Origin of the sequence: Paracoccus aminophilus JCM 7686 (genome assembly GCF_000444995.1) — a bacterium.
GTDB classification, from domain to species: Bacteria; Pseudomonadota; Alphaproteobacteria; order Rhodobacterales; family Rhodobacteraceae; genus Paracoccus; species Paracoccus aminophilus.
In genome coordinates this window covers 19,528-42,466 of the sequence record NC_022043.1, presented here as the reverse complement: position 1 = coordinate 42,466, position 22,939 = coordinate 19,528, and the positions used below count along the sequence as shown (strand labels likewise).

At 64.3% G+C, this 22,939-nt stretch carries 20 protein-coding genes; 10 read left to right on the top strand and 10 right to left on the bottom strand.

The genetic code is table 11. From position 1 onward, the window contains the following. Positions 1-37 precede the first annotated feature (37 nt). The gene (locus tag JCM7686_RS20230) at positions 38-703 is read right to left on the bottom strand and encodes an HAD family hydrolase (protein WP_020952874.1); all 666 of its coding nucleotides are present in this window, start codon (positions 701-703) and stop codon (positions 38-40) included. Positions 704-975: 272 nt separating this feature from the next. On the opposite strand from JCM7686_RS20230, the gene JCM7686_RS20225 reads away from it, so the two are divergent. Continuing rightward, the gene (locus JCM7686_RS20225) at positions 976-1,329 is read left to right on the top strand and encodes a hypothetical protein (protein WP_020952873.1); all 354 of its coding nucleotides are present in this window, start codon (positions 976-978) and stop codon (positions 1,327-1,329) included. 65 nt (positions 1,330-1,394) lie between these two features. Then, the gene (locus JCM7686_RS20220) at positions 1,395-2,966 is read left to right on the top strand and encodes a multicopper oxidase family protein (protein WP_041528275.1); all 1,572 of its coding nucleotides are present in this window, start codon (positions 1,395-1,397) and stop codon (positions 2,964-2,966) included. A 42-nt stretch (positions 2,967-3,008) separates the two neighbouring features. Here JCM7686_RS20220 and JCM7686_RS20215 read toward each other — a convergent pair whose 3' ends face one another. From JCM7686_RS20215 to JCM7686_RS20200, 4 genes are all read right to left on the bottom strand, one after another. Next, positions 3,009-3,626: an NUDIX hydrolase gene (locus JCM7686_RS20215; RefSeq protein WP_020952871.1), complete on the bottom strand. Its 618-nt coding sequence runs from the start codon at positions 3,624-3,626 to the stop codon at positions 3,009-3,011. A gap of 167 nt (positions 3,627-3,793) precedes the next feature. Next, a complete protein-coding gene (pcaF, locus tag JCM7686_RS20210) occupies positions 3,794-4,996 on the bottom strand; it encodes a 3-oxoadipyl-CoA thiolase (protein WP_020952870.1) in 1,203 nt (400 codons plus the stop codon). Position 4,997: 1 nt separating this feature from the next. Further along, positions 4,998-5,669, bottom strand: coding sequence for a 3-oxoacid CoA-transferase subunit B (locus JCM7686_RS20205; RefSeq protein ID WP_020952869.1), 672 nt, complete (start codon positions 5,667-5,669; stop codon positions 4,998-5,000). Next, positions 5,666-6,400, bottom strand: a complete 735-nt coding sequence (locus JCM7686_RS20200) for a 3-oxoacid CoA-transferase subunit A (protein ID WP_020952868.1) — start codon at positions 6,398-6,400, stop codon at positions 5,666-5,668. The genes JCM7686_RS20205 and JCM7686_RS20200 overlap by 4 nt, the downstream gene beginning before the upstream one ends. A 108-nt stretch (positions 6,401-6,508) precedes the next feature. Here JCM7686_RS20200 and JCM7686_RS20195 point away from each other — a divergent pair, with 108 nt between their 5' ends. Continuing rightward, positions 6,509-7,267, top strand: a complete 759-nt coding sequence (locus JCM7686_RS20195; protein ID WP_020952867.1) for an IclR family transcriptional regulator domain-containing protein — start codon at positions 6,509-6,511, stop codon at positions 7,265-7,267. A gap of 12 nt (positions 7,268-7,279) precedes the next feature. Here JCM7686_RS20195 and JCM7686_RS20190 read toward each other — a convergent pair whose 3' ends face one another. Then, positions 7,280-8,512: a glycerate kinase type-2 family protein gene (locus tag JCM7686_RS20190; RefSeq protein WP_041528274.1), complete on the bottom strand. Its 1,233-nt coding sequence runs from the start codon at positions 8,510-8,512 to the stop codon at positions 7,280-7,282. A gap of 346 nt (positions 8,513-8,858) precedes the next feature. Here JCM7686_RS20190 and JCM7686_RS20185 point away from each other — a divergent pair, with 346 nt between their 5' ends. The 5 genes from JCM7686_RS20185 to JCM7686_RS20165 all read left to right on the top strand — a co-directional run bounded on the left by JCM7686_RS20185 (position 8,859) and on the right by JCM7686_RS20165 (position 13,671). After that, positions 8,859-10,073, top strand: coding sequence for an aminotransferase-like domain-containing protein (locus JCM7686_RS20185; RefSeq protein ID WP_020952865.1), 1,215 nt, complete (start codon positions 8,859-8,861; stop codon positions 10,071-10,073). A gap of 147 nt (positions 10,074-10,220) precedes the next feature. Beyond that, positions 10,221-11,210, top strand: a complete 990-nt coding sequence (locus tag JCM7686_RS20180) for a cation diffusion facilitator family transporter (protein WP_020952864.1) — start codon at positions 10,221-10,223, stop codon at positions 11,208-11,210. Continuing rightward, entirely contained in the window at positions 11,207-11,566 is a 360-nt protein-coding gene (locus JCM7686_RS20175; protein WP_020952863.1) for an ArsR/SmtB family transcription factor, read from the top strand. Before JCM7686_RS20180 ends, JCM7686_RS20175 begins: the two co-directional genes overlap by 4 nt. Before the next feature lie 144 nt (positions 11,567-11,710). Continuing rightward, the gene (locus JCM7686_RS20170) at positions 11,711-12,010 is read left to right on the top strand and encodes a hypothetical protein (RefSeq protein ID WP_020952862.1); all 300 of its coding nucleotides are present in this window, start codon (positions 11,711-11,713) and stop codon (positions 12,008-12,010) included. Between the two features lie 146 nt (positions 12,011-12,156). Then, positions 12,157-13,671 (top strand): malonate--CoA ligase, encoded by a 1,515-nt coding sequence (locus JCM7686_RS20165; RefSeq protein WP_020952861.1) that lies wholly within the window; start codon positions 12,157-12,159, stop codon positions 13,669-13,671. Between the two features lie 57 nt (positions 13,672-13,728). Here the strand turns inward: JCM7686_RS20165 and JCM7686_RS20160 are convergent, their stop codons facing one another. The 3 genes from JCM7686_RS20160 to JCM7686_RS20150 all read right to left on the bottom strand — a co-directional run bounded on the left by JCM7686_RS20160 (position 13,729) and on the right by JCM7686_RS20150 (position 17,718). After that, positions 13,729-15,693 carry an ABC transporter permease gene (locus tag JCM7686_RS20160; RefSeq protein WP_020952860.1) on the bottom strand — a complete coding sequence of 655 codons (1,965 nt, stop codon included), beginning with the start codon at positions 15,691-15,693 and terminating at the stop codon, positions 13,729-13,731. Further along, complete coding sequence (locus tag JCM7686_RS20155) at positions 15,690-16,712, bottom strand: quaternary amine ABC transporter ATP-binding protein (protein ID WP_020952859.1); 1,023 nt, start codon at positions 16,710-16,712, stop codon at positions 15,690-15,692. The genes JCM7686_RS20160 and JCM7686_RS20155 overlap by 4 nt, the downstream gene beginning before the upstream one ends. A gap of 76 nt (positions 16,713-16,788) precedes the next feature. After that, complete coding sequence (locus JCM7686_RS20150) at positions 16,789-17,718, bottom strand: ABC transporter substrate-binding protein (protein WP_236635911.1); 930 nt, start codon at positions 17,716-17,718, stop codon at positions 16,789-16,791. 226 nt (positions 17,719-17,944) lie between these two features. Here JCM7686_RS20150 and JCM7686_RS20145 point away from each other — a divergent pair, with 226 nt between their 5' ends. Continuing rightward, positions 17,945-18,649 (top strand): response regulator, encoded by a 705-nt coding sequence (locus JCM7686_RS20145; protein WP_020952857.1) that lies wholly within the window; start codon positions 17,945-17,947, stop codon positions 18,647-18,649. Here JCM7686_RS20145 and JCM7686_RS20140 read toward each other — a convergent pair. Further along, complete coding sequence (locus tag JCM7686_RS20140; protein ID WP_020952856.1) at positions 18,630-21,503, bottom strand: sensor histidine kinase; 2,874 nt, start codon at positions 21,501-21,503, stop codon at positions 18,630-18,632. The genes JCM7686_RS20145 and JCM7686_RS20140 overlap by 20 nt on opposite strands. A 77-nt stretch (positions 21,504-21,580) precedes the next feature. Here JCM7686_RS20140 and torT point away from each other — a divergent pair, with 77 nt between their 5' ends. After that, on the top strand, positions 21,581-22,669 hold the full coding sequence (gene torT / locus JCM7686_RS20135; protein ID WP_020952855.1) for a TMAO reductase system periplasmic protein TorT: 1,089 nt from the start codon (positions 21,581-21,583) through the stop codon (positions 22,667-22,669). The last annotated feature ends 270 nt before the right edge of the window (positions 22,670-22,939 follow it).

Here is a 22,939-nt window from a genome sequence, read left to right as displayed (position 1 = left end):
GAACGAACCCCGCGCTTCGGCTGAGGCCCAAGCAGGCTCAGCCGCAGATCTCGCGCAGAACCTTGCCAAGTTCGGCCGTGCCGGTCGCGACCTCGACCGCCCCCGCCGCACGCAGAACCTCGACGCGCCCCGAACGAGGATCGCGCGGATCGACAAAACCAATGGGCAGAACCCCCGCCGCACGCGCGGCCAGAATACCATGCGGGCTGTCGTCGATCATCAGGGCACGCGGGGCGGGCGTCTCCATCCGGCTCAGGCAGAGCTCGATCAGATCGGGCGCGGGTTTGCCCTGCGCCACCTGCTCGGCGGAATAGACATGGGGCGCGAACTCCGACCAGATCGGCAAAAGCCCCAGCGACAAGCGCAGCCGCTCGAGCAGGCTGTTCGAGGCCACGCATTTGCGCATCCCGCGAAACTCGCCCAGCAGCGCGGAAATCCCCGGCATCTCCGTCAGCTCACGGGCGAAACGTGGATAAAGCCCCGCGTTCATCTCGGCAAAGATCGGGTCCATCTCGGTGATGTTCCAGCGCGTCCGGGCAAGCTCGCGCGCCTCAGCCTGACCAAGCCCGGTGAAGAGTCGATGGACCTCTTCGACCGAGGTCTGAACGCCCGCGCTGGTGAAAGCGTCGAACATGCACGCCGAGGCGAGCGGCTCGGAATCGATCAGCACCCCGTCGCAATCGAAAATCAAAAGGTCAATCATTCCGTTCCCGCATCCTGCTTAAGCTCATGTCTGGATGGGCTGCGCTTGGCCCGCGCCCCCACTGGCCCTGTCCTGTCGGCCTTTTCATATCGGCGGCCCTTGCCAAAGTTTGGTGACAGTCGCCGCCACCCGCCAAAGCCGCCGCCGCGATAGCCGAGCCCGTCCAGCAGGCGCAACCCCTGCCCCAGCGGCCTGCCCGGGAATCTGCCGAAGGACCGCGCCCGGCCCTGCGTGGAATTGCGCCAAGGCTGCCGCGCTGCTAGGGTCTGCCTATGGTCAGATATCTTGCGCCCCTGATCGGATTTCTGATGCTCAGCCTTCTGGCCGTGCTGCCTTTGAGTGCGCAGGCCCTCCCAGTTGGGGCTGCCGCGCCGGACTGCTGCGCGCAAGGTGCAGAGGTGCATCATGCGGGCGCCAAGACCAAGGCCCCCCATGAGAGCAATGGCGCCGCCCATCACGTCCTCTGCGAGCTGATCTGCGCCGGGGGCTTTACCGTCGCTTCGCCTGCCCCTGTCCTGCGCCGCGAGCTTTCCTTGCGCAGCCAAGATCACCCGCGCGATCCGCCCGCGCTTGAAGGCCGCGCGCTCGCGCCGCCCTCACCGCCGCCGATCGGTTCTTTCATCTGATGTCGCGCCCCGAAACCGGGGCAATCGGTTCCCCTGTCCGCGGACAGATCATGAAAGAATTCCCCATGTCCTTCACACGTCGCGGCGCTTTGGCCGCAACTGCCGCTTTTGCGCTACTTCCCGCCATGCCCCGCTTGGTGCGCGCCGAAACCACGCCCATGACCTTACGCACCACCACCCGCGTCATCGAGGTCGCGGGCAAAGCCGCCACGGTTTTCGGGATCGAGAACGCGCAGGGCGGCGCGGGGCTCATCCTCGATCCCGGCCAGCGCTTCCACGTCGATCTGCGCAATGAGGCCGGGGTCAGCACCTTGATCCATTGGCACGGCCAGATCCCGCCGAACCTGCAAGACGGCGTGCCGGACGCGCCTTTGGCGGCGCTCAATCCGGGCGAAAGCCGCAGCTATGACTTCGAGCCCGCGCCCGGAACCCATTGGATGCACGCCCATATTCCGGTGCAAGAGATTGCGATGATGGCCGCGCCCCTGATCGTGCGGCGGCCCGAGGATCTGCGCGCCGATCGTCAGGAGGTGGTCATGTTCCTGCATGATTTCACCTTCCGCACGCCGGAGGACATGCTGGCCGAAATCCAGTCCGGGCATGGCGGCCCCGCCCATGCGGGCACCTCTGCCGCGCCCGCCATGGGGGCCATGTCCGGGATGGATCACAGCGCGCATGGCACCGCCCCGGCGCCCTCTGCCCCAGCGCCTTCTGGCCCTGCGTCCTCTGCCCATGACGGGCATGACATGTCGGGAATGGCGATGCCCGGAATGGCGATGTCGGGCCACGATATGAGCGCCATGTCGGGGATGGATATGGGCGCGATGGATCTCAATGATTTCGATTTCGACGCCTATCTGGTCAATGACCGCACGCTCGACGATCCCGAAATCATCCGGGTCGAAACCGGGGGGCGGGTGCTGCTGCGGGTGATCAATGCCGCCTCGGCCACGACCTTCTGGATCGACAGTGCCGCTTTGCCGATGCGGCTGGTCGCGGTCGATGGCCAACCGGTTCAGCCTCTGGCCGGGCAGCGCTTCGGCCTCTCGATGGGGCAGCGCCTTGATCTTGAGATCGATCTGCCCGGAGCCGGTGCCTGGCCGATCCTCGCCTTGCGCGAAGGCGCGCGCGAGCAAAGCGGGCTCGTGCTCGCCACGGCAGGCGCGCCCGTGGCGAAGCTGCCGCTGCTGGCCGAAAACCCGGCCCCGGCCTTCGATACCGATCTGGCGCAGGAATCGCGGCTGCGCGCGGTTTCGGGCCTCGCGCCCATCGAGGGCATCGCGCCGCGCATGGTCATGCTCGGCGGGTCAATGCAGCCCTATCGCTGGACGATCGACGACCGCACCTGGCAGGACCGCGCGCCCATTGCGGCGACATCAGGCGAGCGCATGGAGATCATGTTTCACAACATGTCGATGATGGGCCATCCGATGCATTTGCATGGCCATCATTTCCAGATCGTCGGCATCAATGGCCAGCGCTTTGCTGGCGCATTGCGCGACACGGTCTATGTGCCCCCGATGAGCAGCGTCACGCTGGCCATCAACCCCGGCGAGGCCGCGCGCTGGATGCTGCATTGCCACCACATGCCCCATCTCGAAACCGGGATGATGACGGAATTCGTCGTCTCGGCGTGACCTGAGCCTCACGCCTCGCAGATCAGCGGCTCGGATCCGGGCTCAGATCTGCGGGGCGATCTCGAACCGGGGATCCTCGGACCAGGGACGCGGCGGCCATTTCGCCGGATCGGGGTTCGGATCATGCCCCGGACGGAAGCCGCGGAACGTCGGGGTATAGCCTTTCGAGGTGACCCAATGGGCCAAAGCATAACCGCCGCCACCGGGCCAACAGGTGACATCCGCGGCCGATTGCCAGCGATATTCGACCAGCTCGGGCGACAGGATCACCTCACCCTCGGCGCGGATGTGATAGGCGATCATCACCTGATTCATCCGCAAAAACTCCCACGCGCCAAGGAAACGCAGCACTTTGGCGCGCAGCCCGGTTTCTTCGAAAACCTCGCGGCAGACCCCGGCCTCGGGGCTTTCACCGGCCTCCATGAAGCCGGTGATCAGACCGAACGAGCCCTCTTCCCACAGGGCATTGCGCGCCATGAGAACCTCGCCGCGATCATTCTCGATCACCGCAGCCAGAACCGGAGTCGGATTGCCCCAATGGGTCCAGGCGCAGGCCGGGCAGCGCAGGCGCTCCTTCGGGCCCCCGTCCTCAAGGGCCGAGGCCATGGTCAGCGCAGTCGCGCAATTCGGGCAAAACCGCATCTCGTAAGGGGCTGTCATCGTCAGATCTCATTCGCACAGGGGTCGCGTTGCGCGACAGACTGAAACGAACTTTGCGCGATTACCAGACGGATCTTCGGGCGATCTTTGCGCGGGCGGAACCCGGCTTGCGAGCCGCGTCGGCACCCCTGCCCGCACCTCCGGCGGACAGGGGACCGGCGCCTCGATCAGACCCGTTCAAGCGCAACGGCAATGCCCTGACCGACGCCGATGCACATCATCGAGAGCGCGCGGCGTCCGTCGGTCAAGGCAAGCTCCAGCGCCGCCGTCCCGGTGATGCGCGCCCCCGACATGCCAAGCGGATGCCCCAGTGCAATCGCCCCACCGTTGCGGTTCACGCGCGGGTCATCATCGGCGATCCCGAGCTGGCGCAACACCGCCAAGCCCTGCGCGGCAAAAGCCTCGTTCAGCTCGATCACGTCGAAATCGCTTGCGCCTAGCCCCAGCCGCGCCATCAGCTTTTGCGCGGCCGGAACCGGGCCGATCCCCATGATCCGAGGAGGCACACCCGCCGCCGCTCCGCCCAGCACCCGGGCGATCGGGCGCAGGCCATGCGCCTTGGCCGCGGCCTCCGAGGCAAGGATCAGCGCGGCCGCGCCATCATTGACGCCCGAGGCATTGCCCGCCGTCACCGAGCCGCCCGCGCGGAAGGGCGCCTTGAGGCCACGCAAGGTTTCGATCGAGGTCTCACGCGGATGTTCATCCTGCGCGACCAGTTTGGGCTCGCCCTTGCGCTGGGGAATGCGGACCGGGGTGATTTCCGCGGCAAGCCTCCCGTCAGACTGAGCGCGCAGCGCCTTCGACTGGCTGCGGCAGGCAAAAAGATCCTGATCCTCGCGTGAGACCGCAAAATCCTCGGCGACGTTTTCGGCGGTCTCTGGCATCGAATCCACGCCATATTGCTCTTTCATCAACGGGTTGATGAAGCGCCAGCCGATGGTCGTGTCATGGATCTCATTGGCACGGGAGAAGGCGCTTTCGGCCTTGGGCAGCACGAAAGGCGCGCGCGACATCGATTCAACCCCGCCCGCAATCATCAGCTCGGCCTCGCCTGCGCGGATCGCGCGCGCGGCAGCAATCACCGCATCCATGCCCGAGCCGCACAAGCGGTTGATCGTCGTCCCGGGCACGGAGACCGGAAGCCCCGCCAGCAACAGCGACATGCGCCCGACATTGCGGTTGTCCTCGCCCGCCTGATTGGCGCAGCCGAAAATCAGGTCATCGACCGCCTCCCAATCGACCGAAGGATTGCGCGCCATCAGCGCCTTCAGCGGCACCGCGCCGAGATCATCGGGGCGCACCATTGCCAGCGCACCACCAAAGCGGCCGATCGGGGTGCGGATGTAATCGCAGATATAGACGTCGCGCATGTCAGAGCTCCGGAACGATCAGATCGGCGGGCGCGCCGTCAAGGTTAAGCCGCGCGCCGGTCAGAGATTGCAAGGTCTCGAAGGACAAAGCGGCCAGCTTTTCGCGCAGGACGAACCGGCCCTGCTCGATGTCGATCACGGCAAGCGAGCTATAGACCCGAGTGACGCAACCGACCCCGGTGAGCGGCAGCGTGCAACGCTCGAGGAGTTTCGGCTGGCCGTCCTTGGTCACATGATCGGTGATGACCGCGACGCGTTTGGCGCCGTGAACCAGATCCATCGCGCCGCCAACGGCGGGAACGCCCTTGGGCCCCGTCGACCAATTCGCGAGATCGCCGGTTTCGGCGACCTGATAGGCGCCGAGGATCGCCACATCGAGATGACCGCCCCGCACCATCGCGAAACTATCGGCATGGTGGAAAAAGGACGCGCCCGGCTTGAGCGTGATCGCCTTCTTGCCGGCATTGATCAGATCCCAATCCTCGGTCCCCGCTGCGGGTGCTTCGCCAAAGCCCAGAACGCCGTTTTCGGTATGAAACACCGCCTGCCGCCCCGGAGGCTGGAATTTCGCCACCATTTCAGGAAAGCCGATCCCGAGATTGACATAAGCGCCATCGGCAATGTCTTGCGCCGCGCGCCAGGCGATCTGGGCATTGCTCAATTTCTCGGTCATGCGCGAAGCTCCGGGTAATGGGCATTGGCGCGGTTGAGCGCCTCTTCCTGCTGGGGGGCGGGGACCTCGACGATCCGGTCGACGAAGATCCCCGGGGTGACGACGCTTTCAGGCTCGATCTCGCCCGGAGCGACCGCGCGGCTCACCTGAACGATGGTCTCGGTGGCCGCCATCGCCATCAGAGGCGCGAAATTGCGCGCGGCCATGCGATAGGTGAGATTGCCGACCGCATCGCCAAGCTCGGCCTTCAAAAGCGCGAAATCGGCCTTGAGCCAGCGCTCTTGCACATAGGAGCGGCCATCAAATTCAGCGACGGGTTTGCCCTTGGCGAGATCGGTGCCGTAAGAGCTCGGCGTGTAGAAGGCCGGGATCCCAGCCCCGCCTGCGCGGATCCGCTCGGCCAGAGTGCCCTGCGGCACGAGTTCGAGCTCGATCTCTCCGGCCAGATATTTCGTCGTGAAAACAACCGGATCCGCCGAGCGCGGGAAAGAGCAGATCATCTTCTTGACCATGCCCTGCTCGATCAACGCGGCAATGCCGACATGACCATTGCCCGCATTGTTGTTGATGACCGTCAGCGCCTTCGGGCTGCCGGTTTCGAGAAAGCGGCCGATCAACGCGTGAATAAGCTCGATTGGCGCGCCCGACCCGCCAAAGCCGCCGATCATCACGGTGGCATGGTCGGGGATCGGGGCGACGGCGTCGCGCAGGCTCGCGATACGCTTGTCCATGGGGGTCTCCGTTCATGAGTTGCGCAGAGATTAATCCGCGCGCGCCGCTCGAACAGGACTTTTGTGCGCATATTGATCTTTGTTCACATCGCGCGCTAAACTGTGCGCATGGTGAACAAAACCGATTATATTGCCTCATTGGCCAAGGGATTGAGCGTGATCGAGGCGTTTCGCGCCGAATCGCCGCGTCTCTCGATTGCCGAAGTGGCGGAGACGACCGGGCTCGACCGCGCCACCGCCCGGCGCTGCCTGCTGACGCTTCATGAGCTGGGCTATGCGGCCTATGACGGTAAATTTTTCACGCTGACGCCGCGCGTGCTGCGTCTGGGCATGGGGGCCCTTGCGGCGCTGCCTTTGGCGCAGATCGTCCAGCCCTGGCTCGATCAGCTGTCGGATCGGATCGGGCAATCGGTCTCGGTCTCGATCCGCGATGAAACCGAAATCGTCTATCTCGCGCGTGCGGCGCAGCGCAAAGTCATGTCGATCGGGTTGATGCCGGGCTCGCGTCTGCCGGCGCATTGCACCTCGATGGGCCGCGTCCTTCTGGCCGCCCTGCCCGAGCCCGAGGCCCGCGCGCTGATCGAGCGTTCCGACCTGAGCCCTCGCACCTCGTTCAGCCTGACGGCGCCCGAGGAGATCATGGCGCGTCTGGCCGCGGTCCGGCGCGACGGCCATGCGCTGATCTTTCAAGAGGTCGAGCTGTCGCTCTGCTCGCTCGCCGTGCCGCTTTACAGCAGCAATGGCCGCGTCGTCGCGGCGCTCAACACCGGGGTCGCCGTGTCCGAGGGCGTGCGCGAGCGGCTTCTGGGCGATTACCTGCCCGCGCTTTTGGCGGTGCAGGACGGGCTGCGCCGCGTCCTGTCCTAGCCGAAAAGCGCCCTAGCCTTCGATCAGGATCGCGCGGAAATCATTGACGTTTGTCAGCGTCGGCCCGGTCACGACCTGCCGGTCGATTGCGGCAAAGAAGCTATGGGCATCATTGCGCGCCAAAGCCGCTGCCGGGTCCACGCCATCCGCGTTGGCACGGGAAAGCGTATCGGGCCCGACCAACGCGCCCGCCACCTCGGCTGCGCCATCAACGCCGTCGGTGTCACAGGCAATCGCGTGAATGCCCGGCGCGCCATTCAACGCAAGCGCCAGCGCCAGCGAGAACTCGGCATTCGGGCCGCCGATCCCATCCCCGCGCCGGGTCACGGTCAGCTCACCCCCCGACATCAGGATGCGCGGGCCGCTGGCGTTTTTCGCGAGCGCCGCCTGCTCGGTTGCGACTTCGCGGGCCTCGCCCTCGAGATCGTCACCCAGAAGATCGACGGCGTAACCGGCATCCCGGCCGATCCGCGCCGCCGCCTCCAAGGATTGCGAGGGCGCGGCCACGATCACATTGCTGACCCGCGCCAGTCGCGGATCGTCGGGCTGCAAAACGCCGGTCTTGCCCGACAGCGCGCGCTGCACCGATCCCGGCACGTCGAGATGCCAGCGTTTGACGATGGCGCGCGCATCCTCGGGCGTGCTGCGATCTCCCACCGTCGGGCCCGAGCCGATCAGCGCCGGGTCATCGCCCGGCACATCGGAAATCAGCAGCGCGAGCATCTTGGCCGGATAGGCCGCCGCCGCGAGCTGGCCGCCCTTCACCCGGCTGATATGTTTGCGCAAGATATTCATCTGGCCAATCGGCGCGCCCGAGGCCAGCAGCATCTGGTTCACCTGCTGCTCTTCGGCCAGCGTGATCTCGCCCGCCGGGGCCGAAAGCAGCGCCGATGCGCCGCCCGAAATCAGCGCCAGCACGAAATCATCCGGTCCGAGGCCAGAGAGCAGCGCCAAAAGCCGCTTGGTCGCCTGCAGCCCGGCCTCATCGGGCACGGGATGGGCGGCTTCGACGATCTCGATTCCTTGGGTCGGTCGGCCATAGCCATAGCGGGTGATGACCAGCCCCTCGCAGGGACCCCAGGCCGCCTCGACCGCCTCGGCCATGCGCGCGCTCGCTTTGCCCGCGCCGATCACCAGAACCCGCCCCTTTGGCTTTTCCGGCAGATATTGCGCAAGGCTGCGCATGGGATCAGCGGCCTCGACGGCGCGGTCGAACATCTGGCGGAGAAGCTGGTCAGGGCTCATGGCAGGTCCTGTTCTGAAGACGGCTTGCGACGGTCGCCTATCCATAAGTCGCTTTCGCCCCCCTGTCAGCAACCTCCCGCGCGATCTAGGACTTAGGCCTTTGCATCGGGTCAGAGGCAGAGGCCGGACGGCCACGATTTGTCACAGTCGCAGTCAGGCGAATCGTGACGCTTTCGCGAGGACGCCACACGAGAGGCGCCATGCGTTCGCCCCTAGAAATTACAATCATGCTGAAATGACGTCGCGGCTGAAATAATCTTTCAATTTTTCTCTCGGCAGCGCATTGCCTTTCCCTGTCGCGAAGCGCAGTTTCGCGCCGATCAATCAAGGCCAGGAGAATGGGCTCATGCAGTGGACGGATGTGCTCGCCACGCGAAATTCGAGAATGAAGGCATCGGAGATCCGGGAGCTGTTGAAGCTCCTCGATCAGCCCGACATCATCTCTTTTGCAGGTGGCATTCCTGATCCGGCGCTGTTTCCGACCGAGACTTTCGCCAAGGCCTTCGAGAATGCGATGTCGCCCGAACATGCGGCGACGGCGCTGCAATATTCGGTCTCCGAGGGCTATAAGCCGCTGCGCGAATGGATCGTCGGCGAGATGGCCAAGATCGGCGTGCCCTGCGATGTCGACAATATCTTCATCACTTCGGGCTCGCAGCAGGCGCTTGACTATCTGGGCAAGCTCCTGATTTCGCCCGGAGATACGGCGATGGTGACCTGGCCGACCTATCTTGGCGCTTTGGGGGCGTTCAATGCCTATGAGCCGCGTTATGCCCGGCTTGATCCCTTCTCGAATGCCGAACCGGCGACCTTGCAGGCCGAAGCGGCGGCGTCCTCGGGCGGCGCGGGCAAGGTGAAGTTTTCCTATCTCTCCGCGGATTTCGCCAACCCGACCGGCGAGAGCCTGTCTCAGGCAGGGCGCGAGGCGGTGCTCGATCAGGCTGAGGCGCTTGGCATCGCGGTGATCGAGGATGCCGCCTATCAATCCCTGCGCTTTGACGGCGAACCCGTGCCGCCGATCATGGCGCTGGACATCGCCCGCAATGGCGGCATCGAAAACACCCGCACGATCTATTGTGGCTCGTTTTCCAAGACGCTCGCGCCGGGGCTGCGCGTTGGCTGGGTTTGTGCGGCCAAGGATGTGATCGGGCGGCTGGTGCTGATGAAACAGGCGGCCGATCTGCATTCGCCGACGCTGAGCCAGATGGCCACGAATTACGTCGCTCGCGCGATTTTCGATCAGCATGTCGCCAAGATCAAAAGCGTCTACAGCGGGCGGCGCGACCGGATGCTGGCCGCGCTTGACCGCGAGATGCCGGCTGGCGTGACCTTCACCCGGCCCGAAGGCGGCATGTTCATCTGGGTGACGGTTGATGAAGCGATCAACTGCGCCGAACTCTTGGCCCGCGCGGTCGCCGAGCAGCGCGTGGCCTTTGTGCCGGGCGGTGCTTTCTATGCCGACGGCTCGCGGCTGAATTCGCTGCGCCTGAGCTATTCCTGCGCCAATGACGCGCAGATCGACGAGGGCATTGCCCGCATCGGGCGCCTGCTTCGGGCCTGAGCCGAAAGGCGTCCGAAAAGAGCATCGCGACCAAGAAAGGCCGGGCTTACGCCCGGCTTTTTTCATCTCGACACATTGCTTGCCTCGGCGCGTGAAATTCATATATGAATATGTATTCATATGTTGATGCCGAGAAGGACCAGACCGATGCAGGACCACGCACAGCATCCCGGCGGCCATGACCACGATGGTGGTGGACACGAGGAGCATGACCACGATCACACCCCGATCGTCACGACCGAGAACGAGCGCAAGGTCCTGATCGCGCTTGTCATTACCGGCTCTTTCATGGTGGTCGAGGTCATCGGCGGCTATCTGTCGAACTCGCTCGCACTGCTGGCCGATGCCGGGCATATGCTCACCGATACGGCGGCGCTGGCGCTGTCGTTCTTCGCGTTCCGGATCGGGCGGCGGGCGGCGGATGGGCGGCGCACCTTCGGCTATCTGCGCTTCGAGGTGATTGCGGCCTTTATCAACGCGCTCGCGCTCTTCGCCATCGTCCTCTGGGTCGCCTTCGAGGCCTGGCACCGCTTCAGCGCGCCCCCCGAGATCCTCGCAGGGCCGATGATGATCGTCGCCGTTCTGGGCCTTTTGGTGAATATTCTGGTGCTGCGCATCCTGCAAAGCGGCGAGCATGACCATGTCAACATTCAGGCGGCCTCGCTGCATGTGCTGGGCGATCTTCTCGGCTCGGTCGGTGCAATTGGTGCGGCGGTGGTGATCTGGCTGACCGGCTGGACCCCGATCGACCCGATCCTGTCGCTGGTCGTCTCGCTTCTGATCCTGCGCAGCGCATGGTTTCTGGCAAAGCGCTCGCTCAATATCCTGCTCGAGGGCGCGCCCGAGAAGCTGCATCCCGAGGCTTTGCGCAGCCATATCCTTGCGGGCTTTGCCAGTGAAGTGATCGAGGTCGATCACATCCACATCTGGCAGATCACCGACAAGCGCGTGCTCGCGACGCTGCATGTGCGCCCGAAAGAGCTCGCCCCGGCGCGAGATCTGGGCAACCGCATCGCGGCCTCGCTGCACGAGACCTTCGCGATCGAACATGCAACCGTCGCGCTCGACTGGTCGGGAGACGGGCAAAGCTGCTCGCTCACCGCGACGAGCCAGCGAATGGAAGGGCGTTCGGCATGACCGCCCCGACCCGGAATTGCGGGCTGACACTTGCGGCCGATGAAACCACGCGGCTCGCCGAAACCTTCCGCCTGCTCGGCGACACGACCCGCCTCAGCATCCTGCTTTGCTGCCTCGCAGGCCCGCGCGCGGTCGGCGAGATCTCGGATCTGCTTGGCCAGTCGCAATCGCTTGTCAGCCATCATTTGCGGCTCTTGCGCGCCGCCCGGCTGGTGCGCGGAGAGCGGCGCGCGCGGCAGGTTTTCTACAGTCTGAGCGACCGCCATGTCTCGGATATGCTGCATGACATGGCGCATCACATCGCCGAAGAGAGGGCTGAGACCGCGGCCCTCACCGCCGAGGGCGAGGTCAAATAACAAGGGCGGATAACGCGAAAGTTCACTGCAGTTTTGCACAGTCTCTGTGCGCTGGGGGCGGTTTAACGCTGTCGTCAAAAGGTCATATTCACCAGGACGCAAACATGGCGGGCCATGAAGACCCACCCGAACTGGAGAAAAGTTATGATTGCCAAATCCTTTATCGTCGCCCTTGCGGTTGTCGCCGCAGCTCCTGCCATTGCCTCGGCCCAATCGATCAACAGCGGTCTTTCCATGGAAGCGCGCCTGCTCAACGTCGATGCCTCGGCCTTCACCGCCAATGAGCTTGCCGTGATTTCGGCCGAAGATGGCAACGTGAACCAGCAAAGCCGCGCGGCCTATATCACCGCCGAGAAATCCCGCAATCTGAGCACTGCGATCGCCAGCGACGACAATGTCACCGCTTTCGGCATCAACGCACCGCAACGCGTCGGTCGCGACTGATTTCGGTCACGCTCCGGACCGCAAGGCGCGCCTGCTCCCCGGCAGGCGCGCTTTTTCATATCTGTCCACCGCCAAGGCTGGATTTCGGGGTGGGAATTGCCAAGACTGGCGCGCTCTGACCCCAAGCCAGCCAAGGACCCGCGCCGATGACCAACCCGCTTTACGACGCCCTGATCGCGCCCCAGTCCCGGCACAGCGGGCCGCTGCTTCTTCTTGCGGATGGGCGCGAGGTTTCGGGGTCCGGTTTCGTGACGCTCGTGCATGGCTTCGCCGCAGGCTTGACCGCGCTTGGTCTGAAACCCGGCGATCGGCTGGCCGTCCAGATCGAGAAATCGGCCGAGGCGCTCGCGCTTTACGGCGCGGCCTTGGCGGCTGGCATCGTCTTCCTGCCGCTGAACACCGCCTATACCGCCGAGGAAATCGCCTATTTCGTCGAGGATTCCGGCGCGGCTTTGCTGATCGGCGATCCGGCCAAGGCCGAGGCGCTGGCGCCCATCGCCGCGCGTTTCGGGGCAAAATTCGCGACCCTCGACGGGGCGGGGCGCGGCTCCTTCGCGGATCTCGCCGCGAAGCAAGGCGCCGATTTCACCCCGGTCCCGCGCAGCCGCGATGATCTCGCCGCGATCCTCTACACTTCGGGCACCACGGGGCGCTCGAAAGGGGCGATGCTGACGCAGGCCAATCTTCTGGAGAATGCCGAGGTTCTGGTGCGCGAATGGCGCTTCACCGCCGAGGATCGCCTGCTGCACATGCTGCCGATCTTTCACACCCATGGGCTTTTTGTCGCCTCGAATGTCGTGCTGCTCTCGGGGGGCTCGATGATCTTCCTGCCCGGCTTCAAGGTCGAGCAGGCGCTCGCGTGGTTGCCCCAAGCCACCACGATGATGGGCGTGCCGACCTATTACACCCGCCTTTTGGCCGAGCCGCGCTTTGATCGCGATCTGACCGCGCATCTGCGGCTCTTCACCTCGGGCTCGGCCCCGCTTCTGGCGGAAACCCACCGGCTTTTCGAAGAGCGCACCGGCCATCGCATTCTCGAGCGCTACGGCATGACCGAGACCAATATGTCGACCTCGAACCCTTATGACGGCGAGCGCCGTGCCGGGACCGTGGGCTTTCCCCTGCCCGGCGTCGAGCTGCGCATCACCGATCCCGAAACCGGGGCCGAGCTGCCCACGGGCACGCCCGGCATGATCGAGGTGCGCGGCCATAATGTCTTCAAGGGGTATTGGCAGATGCCGGAAAAGACCCGCGAAGAGCTGCGCGAGAACGGCTTTTTCATCACCGGCGATATCGGGGTGATTGATGCAGAGGGCTATGTTTCGATCATCGGGCGGCAGAAGGATCTGATCATCTCGGGCGGCTATAATATCTATCCCAAGGAGATCGAGCTTTTGCTGGATGAGGCGCCCGGGGTGCTCGAAAGCGCGGTGATTGGGGTGCCCCATCCCGATTTCGGCGAGGCGGTGGTTGCCGTGTTCGTGGCCGCGCCGGGAGAGGCGCCCGATCCGCAGGCTTTGGCGGCGGGGCTCGCCCCGCGCCTTGCTCGGTTCAAGCAGCCCAAACGCTACGAGATCGTCGCGGCGCTACCGCGCAACACCATGGGCAAGGTCCAGAAAAACCTGCTGCGCGACACCTATCGCGGGCTTTTCGCAGACTAAGCCTACGAAAAGCGGGCCCCGGATCAGATGAACCGGGACCCGCCTCTTGCGATTGTCTCAGCCGCGCGAGTGGCGCTCGCTGTATCTTTGCGACCAGCCCCGGATCAGGAAGTCAGCCATCAGCCCCATGGCCGCCACCGCGCCGCCCAGAACCAGCCCCTTGCCGACATCGGCGGTCGAGAGCGCGCGCTGCATTTCCTGCCCCAGATCCTGCGTGCCAATGAAGGCCGCGATGATCACCATGAAGAGCGAGAACATCACCGATTGGTTCAGCCCGACCAGAATGGTCGGCAGGGCAATCGGCAAGCGGACATGCCAGAGCATCTGGCGCCGGTTCGCGCCGCTCATCTCGGCGGCCTCGACCAGCTCGGGCGAGACGCCGCGCAGGCCCTCGATCGTGTAGCGCGTCAGCGGCACCAGCGCGACCACGACCACCGCCGAGATGACCGCGACATCATTGACGCCGAAAAGCATGATGACCGGGATCAGATAGATGAAGCTCGGGAAGGTCTGCAGCGAGTCGCAGATGAGCAAGGTCGCCTGCGCGCGCCGCTCTGTCCGCGCGCCCCAGATGCCCAGAGGCAGGCCGATCAGGCAGGCAAGAAACACCGAGAAGCTGACGGTATAGGCGGTGATCATCGCGCGGTCCCACCAGCCGGTCAGCGCAATCAGCCCAAAGGCCGCCGCGCAGACCAGCGCACCGCGCAATCCCGCCGCCGTCCAACCCAGTGCGGCCAGCGCCAAGATCAAAGCCGTGTAGGGCAGCCAAAGGGCGAAATCGCGCAGCGGGATCAGAACCCAGGTGATCAGGAACCAGCGCAGGAACTGGGTCAGCGGCGTGACAAGCTCGATGAAACCATTCATCAGCCGATCCAAGGGCCCCGCGATGCTAAGCGCCTGACTGCGCGGCACGATATGAAGATAGGGCACCATCGCCGACAAAACCAGCGCCACGACCACGGCGCCAAGCCAGGCCAGCAGCAAGCGGTGCCGCCCAGCCCAAGAGGCATTCGCGGGATGATGGGTCGGCTGATGCATCGCCCAAGCCTTGGAGAGCCGGTCGAGCATGACCGCCAGCAAGACGATGGTGATGCCGATCTCGATCGAGAGGCCGATGCGCAGGGCCTGCAACAGTTGGAGCAGCTTTTGCCCAAGGCCCGGCATGCCGATGAAGCTCGCCAGGACCACCATCGCCAAGGATTGCATGATGACCTGGTTGACCCCGATTAGGATCTCGCTGCGCGCGGTCGGAATGCGCACGCGGGTCAGCAATTGCCAGCGGCTCGCGCCGCTCATCTTGCCGCCCTCGATCACCTCTTCGGGCACTTTGCGCAGCCCGAGCAGCGTCATCCGGATCATCGGCGGCACCGAGAAGATGATCGTCACGATCGCGCCCGCCTTGGGTCCGACGCCAATGAAGACGACAACCGGGATCATATAGACGAAGTGGGGCAGCGATTGCGCGATGTTCAGCGCGGGGTTGAGAAAGCTCTCGAAGCGCGGCCAACGCCAAGCCGCGACCCCGGTCACCAGCCCGAGCAGAACCGAAAACGGCGCGGCAACGACGATGACCGAAAGCGTCTCCATCGCCCATTGCCATTGGCCCATCAGCGCGATCCAGACGAAGGTGCCGCCGCACAAAAGCGCCAGCCGCGTGCGGCCAAGCGCATAGCCCGCGAAGGCCGCGCTGACGGCAATCACGCTCCACGGGATCGCACCGATCCGGGGCCAGCGCGCCTTGCCGTAAAGCAGGTTCGCGGTCACATCGAGGCACCATTGCACCATATCGGCGAAGGCGCGGGTCACATGGATCAGGCCGAGATCATCGCGCAGAAAGGCGAAACCTGCGTTGAACCAATTGGCGAAGGGCACCACCGCCCAATCGGGCAGACGGATCAGCCCGGCGGGCAGAAAGGCCTTGCCAAGCGCCAGAGCCACCGCGAGCCCGAACAGCAGGCTCGCGGTTTGCAGCGTCGAGGGCGGGGATTTGCTCGGGGCCTCGGGGCGGGCGATATCGGTCACGCGGCACCTCCGAGCAGCAGGTTCAGCGCGGCTTGACGTTCGAGCACGCCGATCAACGCGCCCTGACGATCCGCGACGGGGATATGGCTGCGGCGATCGGAAACCATCTGGCGACCAAGCTCGCGAATGGTCAGCTCGCCCGCAACCGCCGCGCCCTCAAGCGCAATTCCATTCACCGGACGCGCCAGACCCGAGGCCCGCACCACTCGCGCCCGGTCGATATCGGCGGTGAATTTCGCGACATATTCCGTCGCGGGCGCCAGCACGATCCGGTCGGGCGTGTCGCATTGCTCAATCGCGCCGTCCTTCATGATCGCGATCCGGTCTGCCAGCCGCAGAGCCTCGTCGAAATCATGGGTGATGAAGACAATCGTCTTGTTGAGCAGGCCCTTGAGGCGGAGGAATTCATCCTGCATCTCGCGCCGGATCAGCGGATCGAGCGCCGAGAACGGCTCGTCGAGAAACCAGATATCGGGCTCGATCGCGAGCGAGCGGGCAATGCCCACGCGCTGCTGCTGACCGCCCGAAAGCTCGCGCGGGAAATAGCCCTCGCGCCCGGTCAACCCGACGAGGCGCAGCATCTCGCGCGCGCGCTCATAGCGGGCGTTGCGATCCTGTCCGCGCATTTCCAGCGGAAAGGCGACGTTTTCTAGGACGGTGCGCTGCGGCAAAAGGCCGAAGCTTTGAAAGACCATGCCCATCTTGCGACGACGCAGATCAATCAGCTCGGCCTCGGACATGGCGCCGATGTCCTGACCCTCGACCGAAACGGTGCCGCCGGTGATTTCGATCAGCCGCGAGAGACAGCGCACCAGCGTCGATTTGCCCGAACCCGACAGGCCCATGACGACCAGCATCTCGCCGCGCGCAATGTCGAGCGTGACATCGCGCACCGCCGTGACATGGGGGCTGCGAATCTCGTCACCGCCGCGTTTCAGGCTGTCGAGATATTTTTCCGGCTGGGCGCCGAATATCTTCCAGACATTGCGGCAGGAAATGGCGGGGGTTGAATCTGTCAAGGCGGTCTCCTGATCCGGAAGGTGGTGCTGCGAAAGGCTCACCCGGAGGGTCTCCGGGTGAGTTCGGCCCATGGGATTATTCGAGCCAGGGCTTCCAGACATCTTGATGGGCGTCGAGCCAGGCCGTCGCCGCGTCCTCGGGCTCCATCCCGTCGACATCGACGAGCTTGGCCATTTCCGAGATCAGCGGGTTGGAAATGCTCATCTTGGTCAGGACCTTATAGGCATCCGGCCATTTTTCCTGCATCCCGTCCCAAGCCGCGGTCTTGAGATAGCCATTCGCGGGATTGCCGCAGTCATAGACCTTCTCCGGCACCGGCCCGACCTTGGGATCGGTGTTGCAGCCTTCGACCCACGGCGGGAACTCGACGAATTCACCCTTCCAGACCGCCTCGACGAAATTCGGGGTCCAGTTGAAAAGAACGATCGGCTTTTTGTCCTTCTCGGCCGCAGCCAACTCGGCCCACAGCGCCGCCGCCGAGCCCGCATTCACCACGACGAAATTCATGCCAAGCGCGTCGACTTTCTCGGCGTCATGCTTCAACCAATCGACCGGACCGCCCAGAAAGCGCCCCTTCTCACCGGTCTCGGGCGTGGCGAAAATCGCGGCGCAATCGTTCAGAGCCTTCCAGTCCGGCAGCCCCGGGCAGGCCTCTTTCGTCCACATCGGATACCACCAGTCCTCGCGGGTGATCGCCTCATGGGCACCAGCGGCGTGGATGCCGCCCTTGGCGACAGCGGCATCGAATGAGGCCCCAAACGCGCCTTCCCAGACCTCGACCTCGAGCGCGGCATCGCCCAGACGAATCGCCTCATAGACTGCTTGGCTGTCGGTCGAGACATATTCGACATTGTCGCCAAGCTTTTGGAAGAGCTGGCCGATGACATGGCTCATTACGATCTGGCTGGACCAGTTATGGGTCGGGATCACGATCGGATCGGAGGAATCCTTGGCGCTGGCCTGACTTGCGAAAACCGCAAGCGCCGTCGCGCCCAAAAGTAACATTCGGCTGCTTTTCATCGGATTTTCCCTGTTGGTTTCCTGCGGGACCGCAGGATTGTGCCCGGACGATCATCTGCCGTCCTGACCTCAGACTATGGTCGGGTTGTGAACGAGTCAGACCCCACAAGCGAACAGATCTGGCTAAGTTGTGAAAAAATGTTAACCAGAAGAAAGTTTCTGCTAGGCTCGACCTGCCCCAGCCTCAGATCCGACCGGAGAACCGCGCGCTTTGAGCCCCGTTCCAGCCCATATCGTCCTGATCGAAGACGAGCCGATCACCCGGATGACCCTTGCGACCTATCTTGGCTCGTTCGGCTATCGCGTGTCGGAATGCGACACCGCCCAACAGGCGGAGGCGCTTCTGGCTTCGGAAGGGGCGGATCTGCTGATCGTTGACATCAATCTGGCGGGCAAGGACGGGCTTGAGATCACACGTGAACAGCGGTCGCGCTCGGAGATCGGCATCATCCTTCTCAGCGGGCGCACCGATGACATCGACCGCATCGTCGGGCTAGAGCTCGGCGCGGATGATTATGTCTGCAAGCCCTTCAACCGCCGCGAATTGCTGGCGCGGGTGAAAAACCTGCTGCGCCGCACGATGCTGATCAAACACCTCAACCGCCGGGTCGCCCAGTTCTGCGGCTTCACCTTCGATATCTCGCAGCGCAGCCTGACCGACCATGACGGCGCGAATATCCCACTCACGCGTGGGGAATTCGAGCTGCTGCGGGTCTTTCTGACCAATCCCGGCGTGGTGATGGATCGCGACCGTCTGAGCCATGCCATCACCCATCGCCAGATTTCGGCCAATCCGCGCACGATTGACGTGCTGGTGCGCCGGTTGCGGATCAAGCTGCGCGACGATCCGAAACAGCCGCGCATCCTGTCGACCTCGCATGGCGAAGGCTATGTTTTCACGGCACCGCTGGACTGAGGACCTCGGTTTCCAACCAACCGAGTGCGGTTTCCAGCTCGGCCCGCAACGGCGGCACAATGGCATGAAGCCGCGTCAAGGCACGGTCGATCGCATCCGGGTTTTCGGCGCGCGCCCCCGTCTCGAGACCATGGAGCGCCGCCGCAAGCGCGCTCAGATCGAGATTGCCCGCTGCACCCTTGAGCTGATGCGCCGCACGCGAAAGCTGCTCGAGCCTGCCGCGCGCGCGGGCCGTCTCGATCTCGCCGAGCTCGGCGTCCAGACGGTCCAGAAACAGCCGGGCAATGGTGATGGTGCGGTCGCGGCCGACATCGTCGAGCAGATGCTGCAAGATCGCGCTTTGTGCGCCCGTCTGCGGCGCGATCTTTTCCAGCGCGGCATGAAGTTGCTGCGGCGTCAAGGGCTTGGGCAGAACCTCGGTCATGCCAGCGGCCAGATTTTCGGTGATCTCGGCGTGATGGACATGGGCGGAAATCCCGATCACCGGCACCTGCGCACCCGCGCGGTCGGACAAGGCGCGGATGCGGCGCGTGGCCTCGGTGCCCGACAGGCCGGGCAGGTTCACATCCATCAAGATCACGTCGAAGCTTTGCGTCGCCGCCGCCTCAACCGCCGCCTCACCGGTTTCGGCGACCTGCCAGCGATGCCCGCCCGCCTCAAGATAGGTCTCGACCACCATGCGGTTGATCGGATGATCTTCGACCACCAGCACGAAAAGCGGGCGCAGCGCCAACTGGGGCTCGGGCACGTCGCGGGGCAGATCCGCCGGATCGCCGCTGGCAAAGCCGACATTCAGGGTAAAAACCGAGCCTTGGCCAAGCGTGCTTTGCACCGACAGCTTACCGCCCATGACCTCGGCAAAGCGGCGGCAGATCGCAAGCCCGAGACCAGTGCCGCCATATTGCCGCGCGGTCGCCGCATTTTCCTGCTCGAAAATCTCGAAAATCCGCTCGCGCGCCCATTCGGAAATGCCTTTGCCGGTGTCGCTGACGCTGAGGGTGAAGGGGATTTTACCGCCCTCTTCTGGCCCTTGGGTGATGCGCAGAAGAACCTCGCCCTGTTCGGTGAATTTTACCGCATTGGCGACCAGATTGAAGAGGATCTGGCGCAACTTGGCGACATCTCCGCGCAAAGCGGGCGGAAGATCCGGCGGCAGGTCGATTGCGAAAGTCAGGCCCTTTTCCTGCGCATTCGGCGACATCAGATAGGACAGATCGCGAACGAGTTCGGAGAGGGAAAAGGTCGAAACGGTTTCAATCAGCCGCCCGGATTCGACCAGCGGCAGATAGAGAATATCATTGAGGATAGCCATCAAGCCATGACCCGAGACCTCGGCGGCGCGCAAATAGGACCGCTGGCGCGGGGTCAGATGGTCACGGCCAAGCCCACGCAGCATCCCCAGAACGCCGTTCATCGGGGTGCGCAGATCATGGCTCATCATGGCCAGAAATTCGGATTTGGCGCGATCCGCCGCTTCGGCGCGGCGCCGCGCCTCGGCATGGGCGGCCACCTCGCCGCGCAGCTCTTCGGTCTGGGCGCGGACAAGGCCTTCCAACTGATTGCGGTGATGGCTGAGCTCGTCGAGATGTCGACCGCGCTCTTCCTCGAGGCGCCGGTTTTCAATGGCTTGGCGACGAAAGACCTCGACCGCCGCCTCCATCCGCGCGATCTCATCCGTGCCGCGCGGGATGATCGGATCGCGCGTGTCCCCGCCCTCGAGCCGCGCCATGGTCGAGGCGAGCCCGCCGAGCCTGCGCAGGATATTGCCCCGGACATAGAACCACAGCACCCCGAGCGACACGAGCAGCGAGACAATCGCGCCAAGGGTGGTCAGTTGGCGCGCAAAGCGGATCGTCTCATTGGCCTTGCCGCCCGAGGCCGCCGCATTCGCGTGGATCTCATCGGCCAGCGCCGCCGCCTCGCGATCCATCTGCGCCGCTGCCGCGCGGACCGCCGCCTCGACCGTGGCGATCCGGGTATTTATCCCCAAAAGCCGTGCGGTGACCGAAGCGAGATCGCCGCCACGCGCGTCGCCATCCGGGGCGATGGTCGCCAAAAGCTCCTTGGCATGGGCGGCGCGCACCGGATCTTCGATGGTGCGGATCCGCCGCGCGATAATATCGGTGCGCCGCTTCAGATCCTGCTCGGCCAAGGCGAGCGCCGCGGGCGTCTCTGCCGCGGCCATCCGCGACAGGATCATGCCGAGTTCAGCCGCATGGGCGCGCAGTTCGAACATCAGGCCAAGCTGGAAGAGATCGACCTCGATCAGCTTGTCGAGCGCCTGCATCTGATCCTCGACAGCGCCGGGGCGCAGCGCGAAATCATAAAGGCTGGTGACCCCGGCCGCCGTGCTCATTTCCGAGTTGGCGACGAGCGTATCGGCGATTTCAGAGAGCTCGGCCGCAGCCTCTAGCCCCGCCGCCAGCCGCATCCGCTGCTCGCCAAGCGCGGTGATCCGGCGCTGGACCAGCACGTCCAGCACTCCGATGCTGTCGCGCATGTCCAGAACCGTGCGCGACAGCGCATAGGGCGGCAGGTTGCTGTGATTGCGGTTGCGCTCCAGTCGCAAATGCAGCGCATCGACCTGACCAAGCAGCGAGGCGGCGCGTTGCTTGCGATCAGCCTCGCGGGTGACGGCGGCGAATTCGGGGGCGGCGGCAACAACCTTGCTGCTTTCCTCGGTAAAGCCGCGCACATCGATGATCGCGGGCAGGGTCTTTTTGATCAGGGCATCTTGATTGCGCGCGACATCGGCCAGCAGAATCCAGCCCCAGAGCCCGGTCAGCGCAGGCAGGCCCGCGATGATCAGAAATGCCACGAAGAGCCTGCGCCCGAGGCTCGAGCCCTGTTTCATATATCGCTTGTCGCCCCCCTGCCTTTCAGCCCAGAGTTACTATGCCGAAGACCGGCGCGCAGAGGTAGGGAAACCGCATGACCCGGCTGAAAGGATTATTCGGGGCTCTGGCCCCTGCGCTGGTCCTGTGGTTGGCCGCCCTGCCTGCAGCGGCGGAAGACTGGCTTCTCGACGCCCATCTGCTGCCCTTCGACGATCAAAGCCCGACCCGCGCCATGCGCTATGAACCGCTGGATCATGCAGCGCGGCCTTTGCGGTTCTGCATTCTCTATCCGCATCTGAAGGATGCCTATTGGCTCAGCGTCAATTACGGCATGGTTCGGGAGGCGCAGCGTCTGGGCGTCGGGTTCGAGCTGTTCGAGGCAGGCGGCTATCCAAATCTGCGACGGCAGGCCGAGCAGCTGAAAGCCTGTGGCGCGGGCGGATTTGATGCGATCATCCTTGGCACGGTCTCTTATGACGGGCTGACGCCGCTCATCCGCGAAATCAGCCAAACGACACCGATCATCGCCACGGTCAATGACATCGACCCCGAGGGCATCAGCGCGAAGTCGAGCGTCTCTTGGCGTGATATGGCCGCCGCCGCCGGGCAGGCTTTGGCCGCGCGTCACCCCAGGGGCAGCCCGCCGGTGCGCGTCGCCTGGTTTCCCGGCCCGAAAGACGCGGGCTGGGTGCGCTTTGTCGAAGAGGGGTTTCGCGCGGCGCTGGCCGAAAGCTCTGCCGAGATCGTGGTCACGAAATACGGCGATACCGGGCGCGAACAGCAGGTCGTGCTGATCGAAGAGGCGCTCGAGGAAGATCCCGACATCAACTATCTGATCGGCAATGCGCCGATGGCCGAAGCGGCGGTCGCCATCACCCGCAACCGGGGCCTTTCGGATCGGGTCGGGATCATTTCGACCTATATGACCCATGGCGTTTTTCGCGGCGTGCGGCGCGGGCGCATCCTTGCTGCGCCAAGCGACTTCCCGGTTATGCAAGGGCGGCTTGCAATCGAGCAGGCGGTGCGGGTCGTCGAGGATCGGCTCGAGGTCAAACAGGCCGGGCCGCGCATAGTCGTGCTGACGCCTCAAACCATTACGGATTTCGACACGGATGAGGCGCTGACCCCGGCAAGCTTCGTCGCCCGCTTCAGCCTCGCCCCGAAGGCCGCAGATCGTCGTTGACGGAGAGGCTGACGTAATCTCTTGTTTCAAAAAAGAAAGAAAGGGCCGCAGATGCGACCCCTCCCCATGCCGCTCTGGCACGTTTATTTGTGCTGAGGCGATTTCGCTTTCTCGAACTCACCGGTTTTCGGGTCGCGCCGTGGGGTCGCTTGCGACTGTTGGTGCTGGGACGGCTGCTGCTGGCCAGGATCCTTGCGCGGGGCGCTGGAATGTGAGGCGCTGCTCGACTTCGGATCGTGTTTATGGTCGGCCATTTCACTTCTCCAAGGT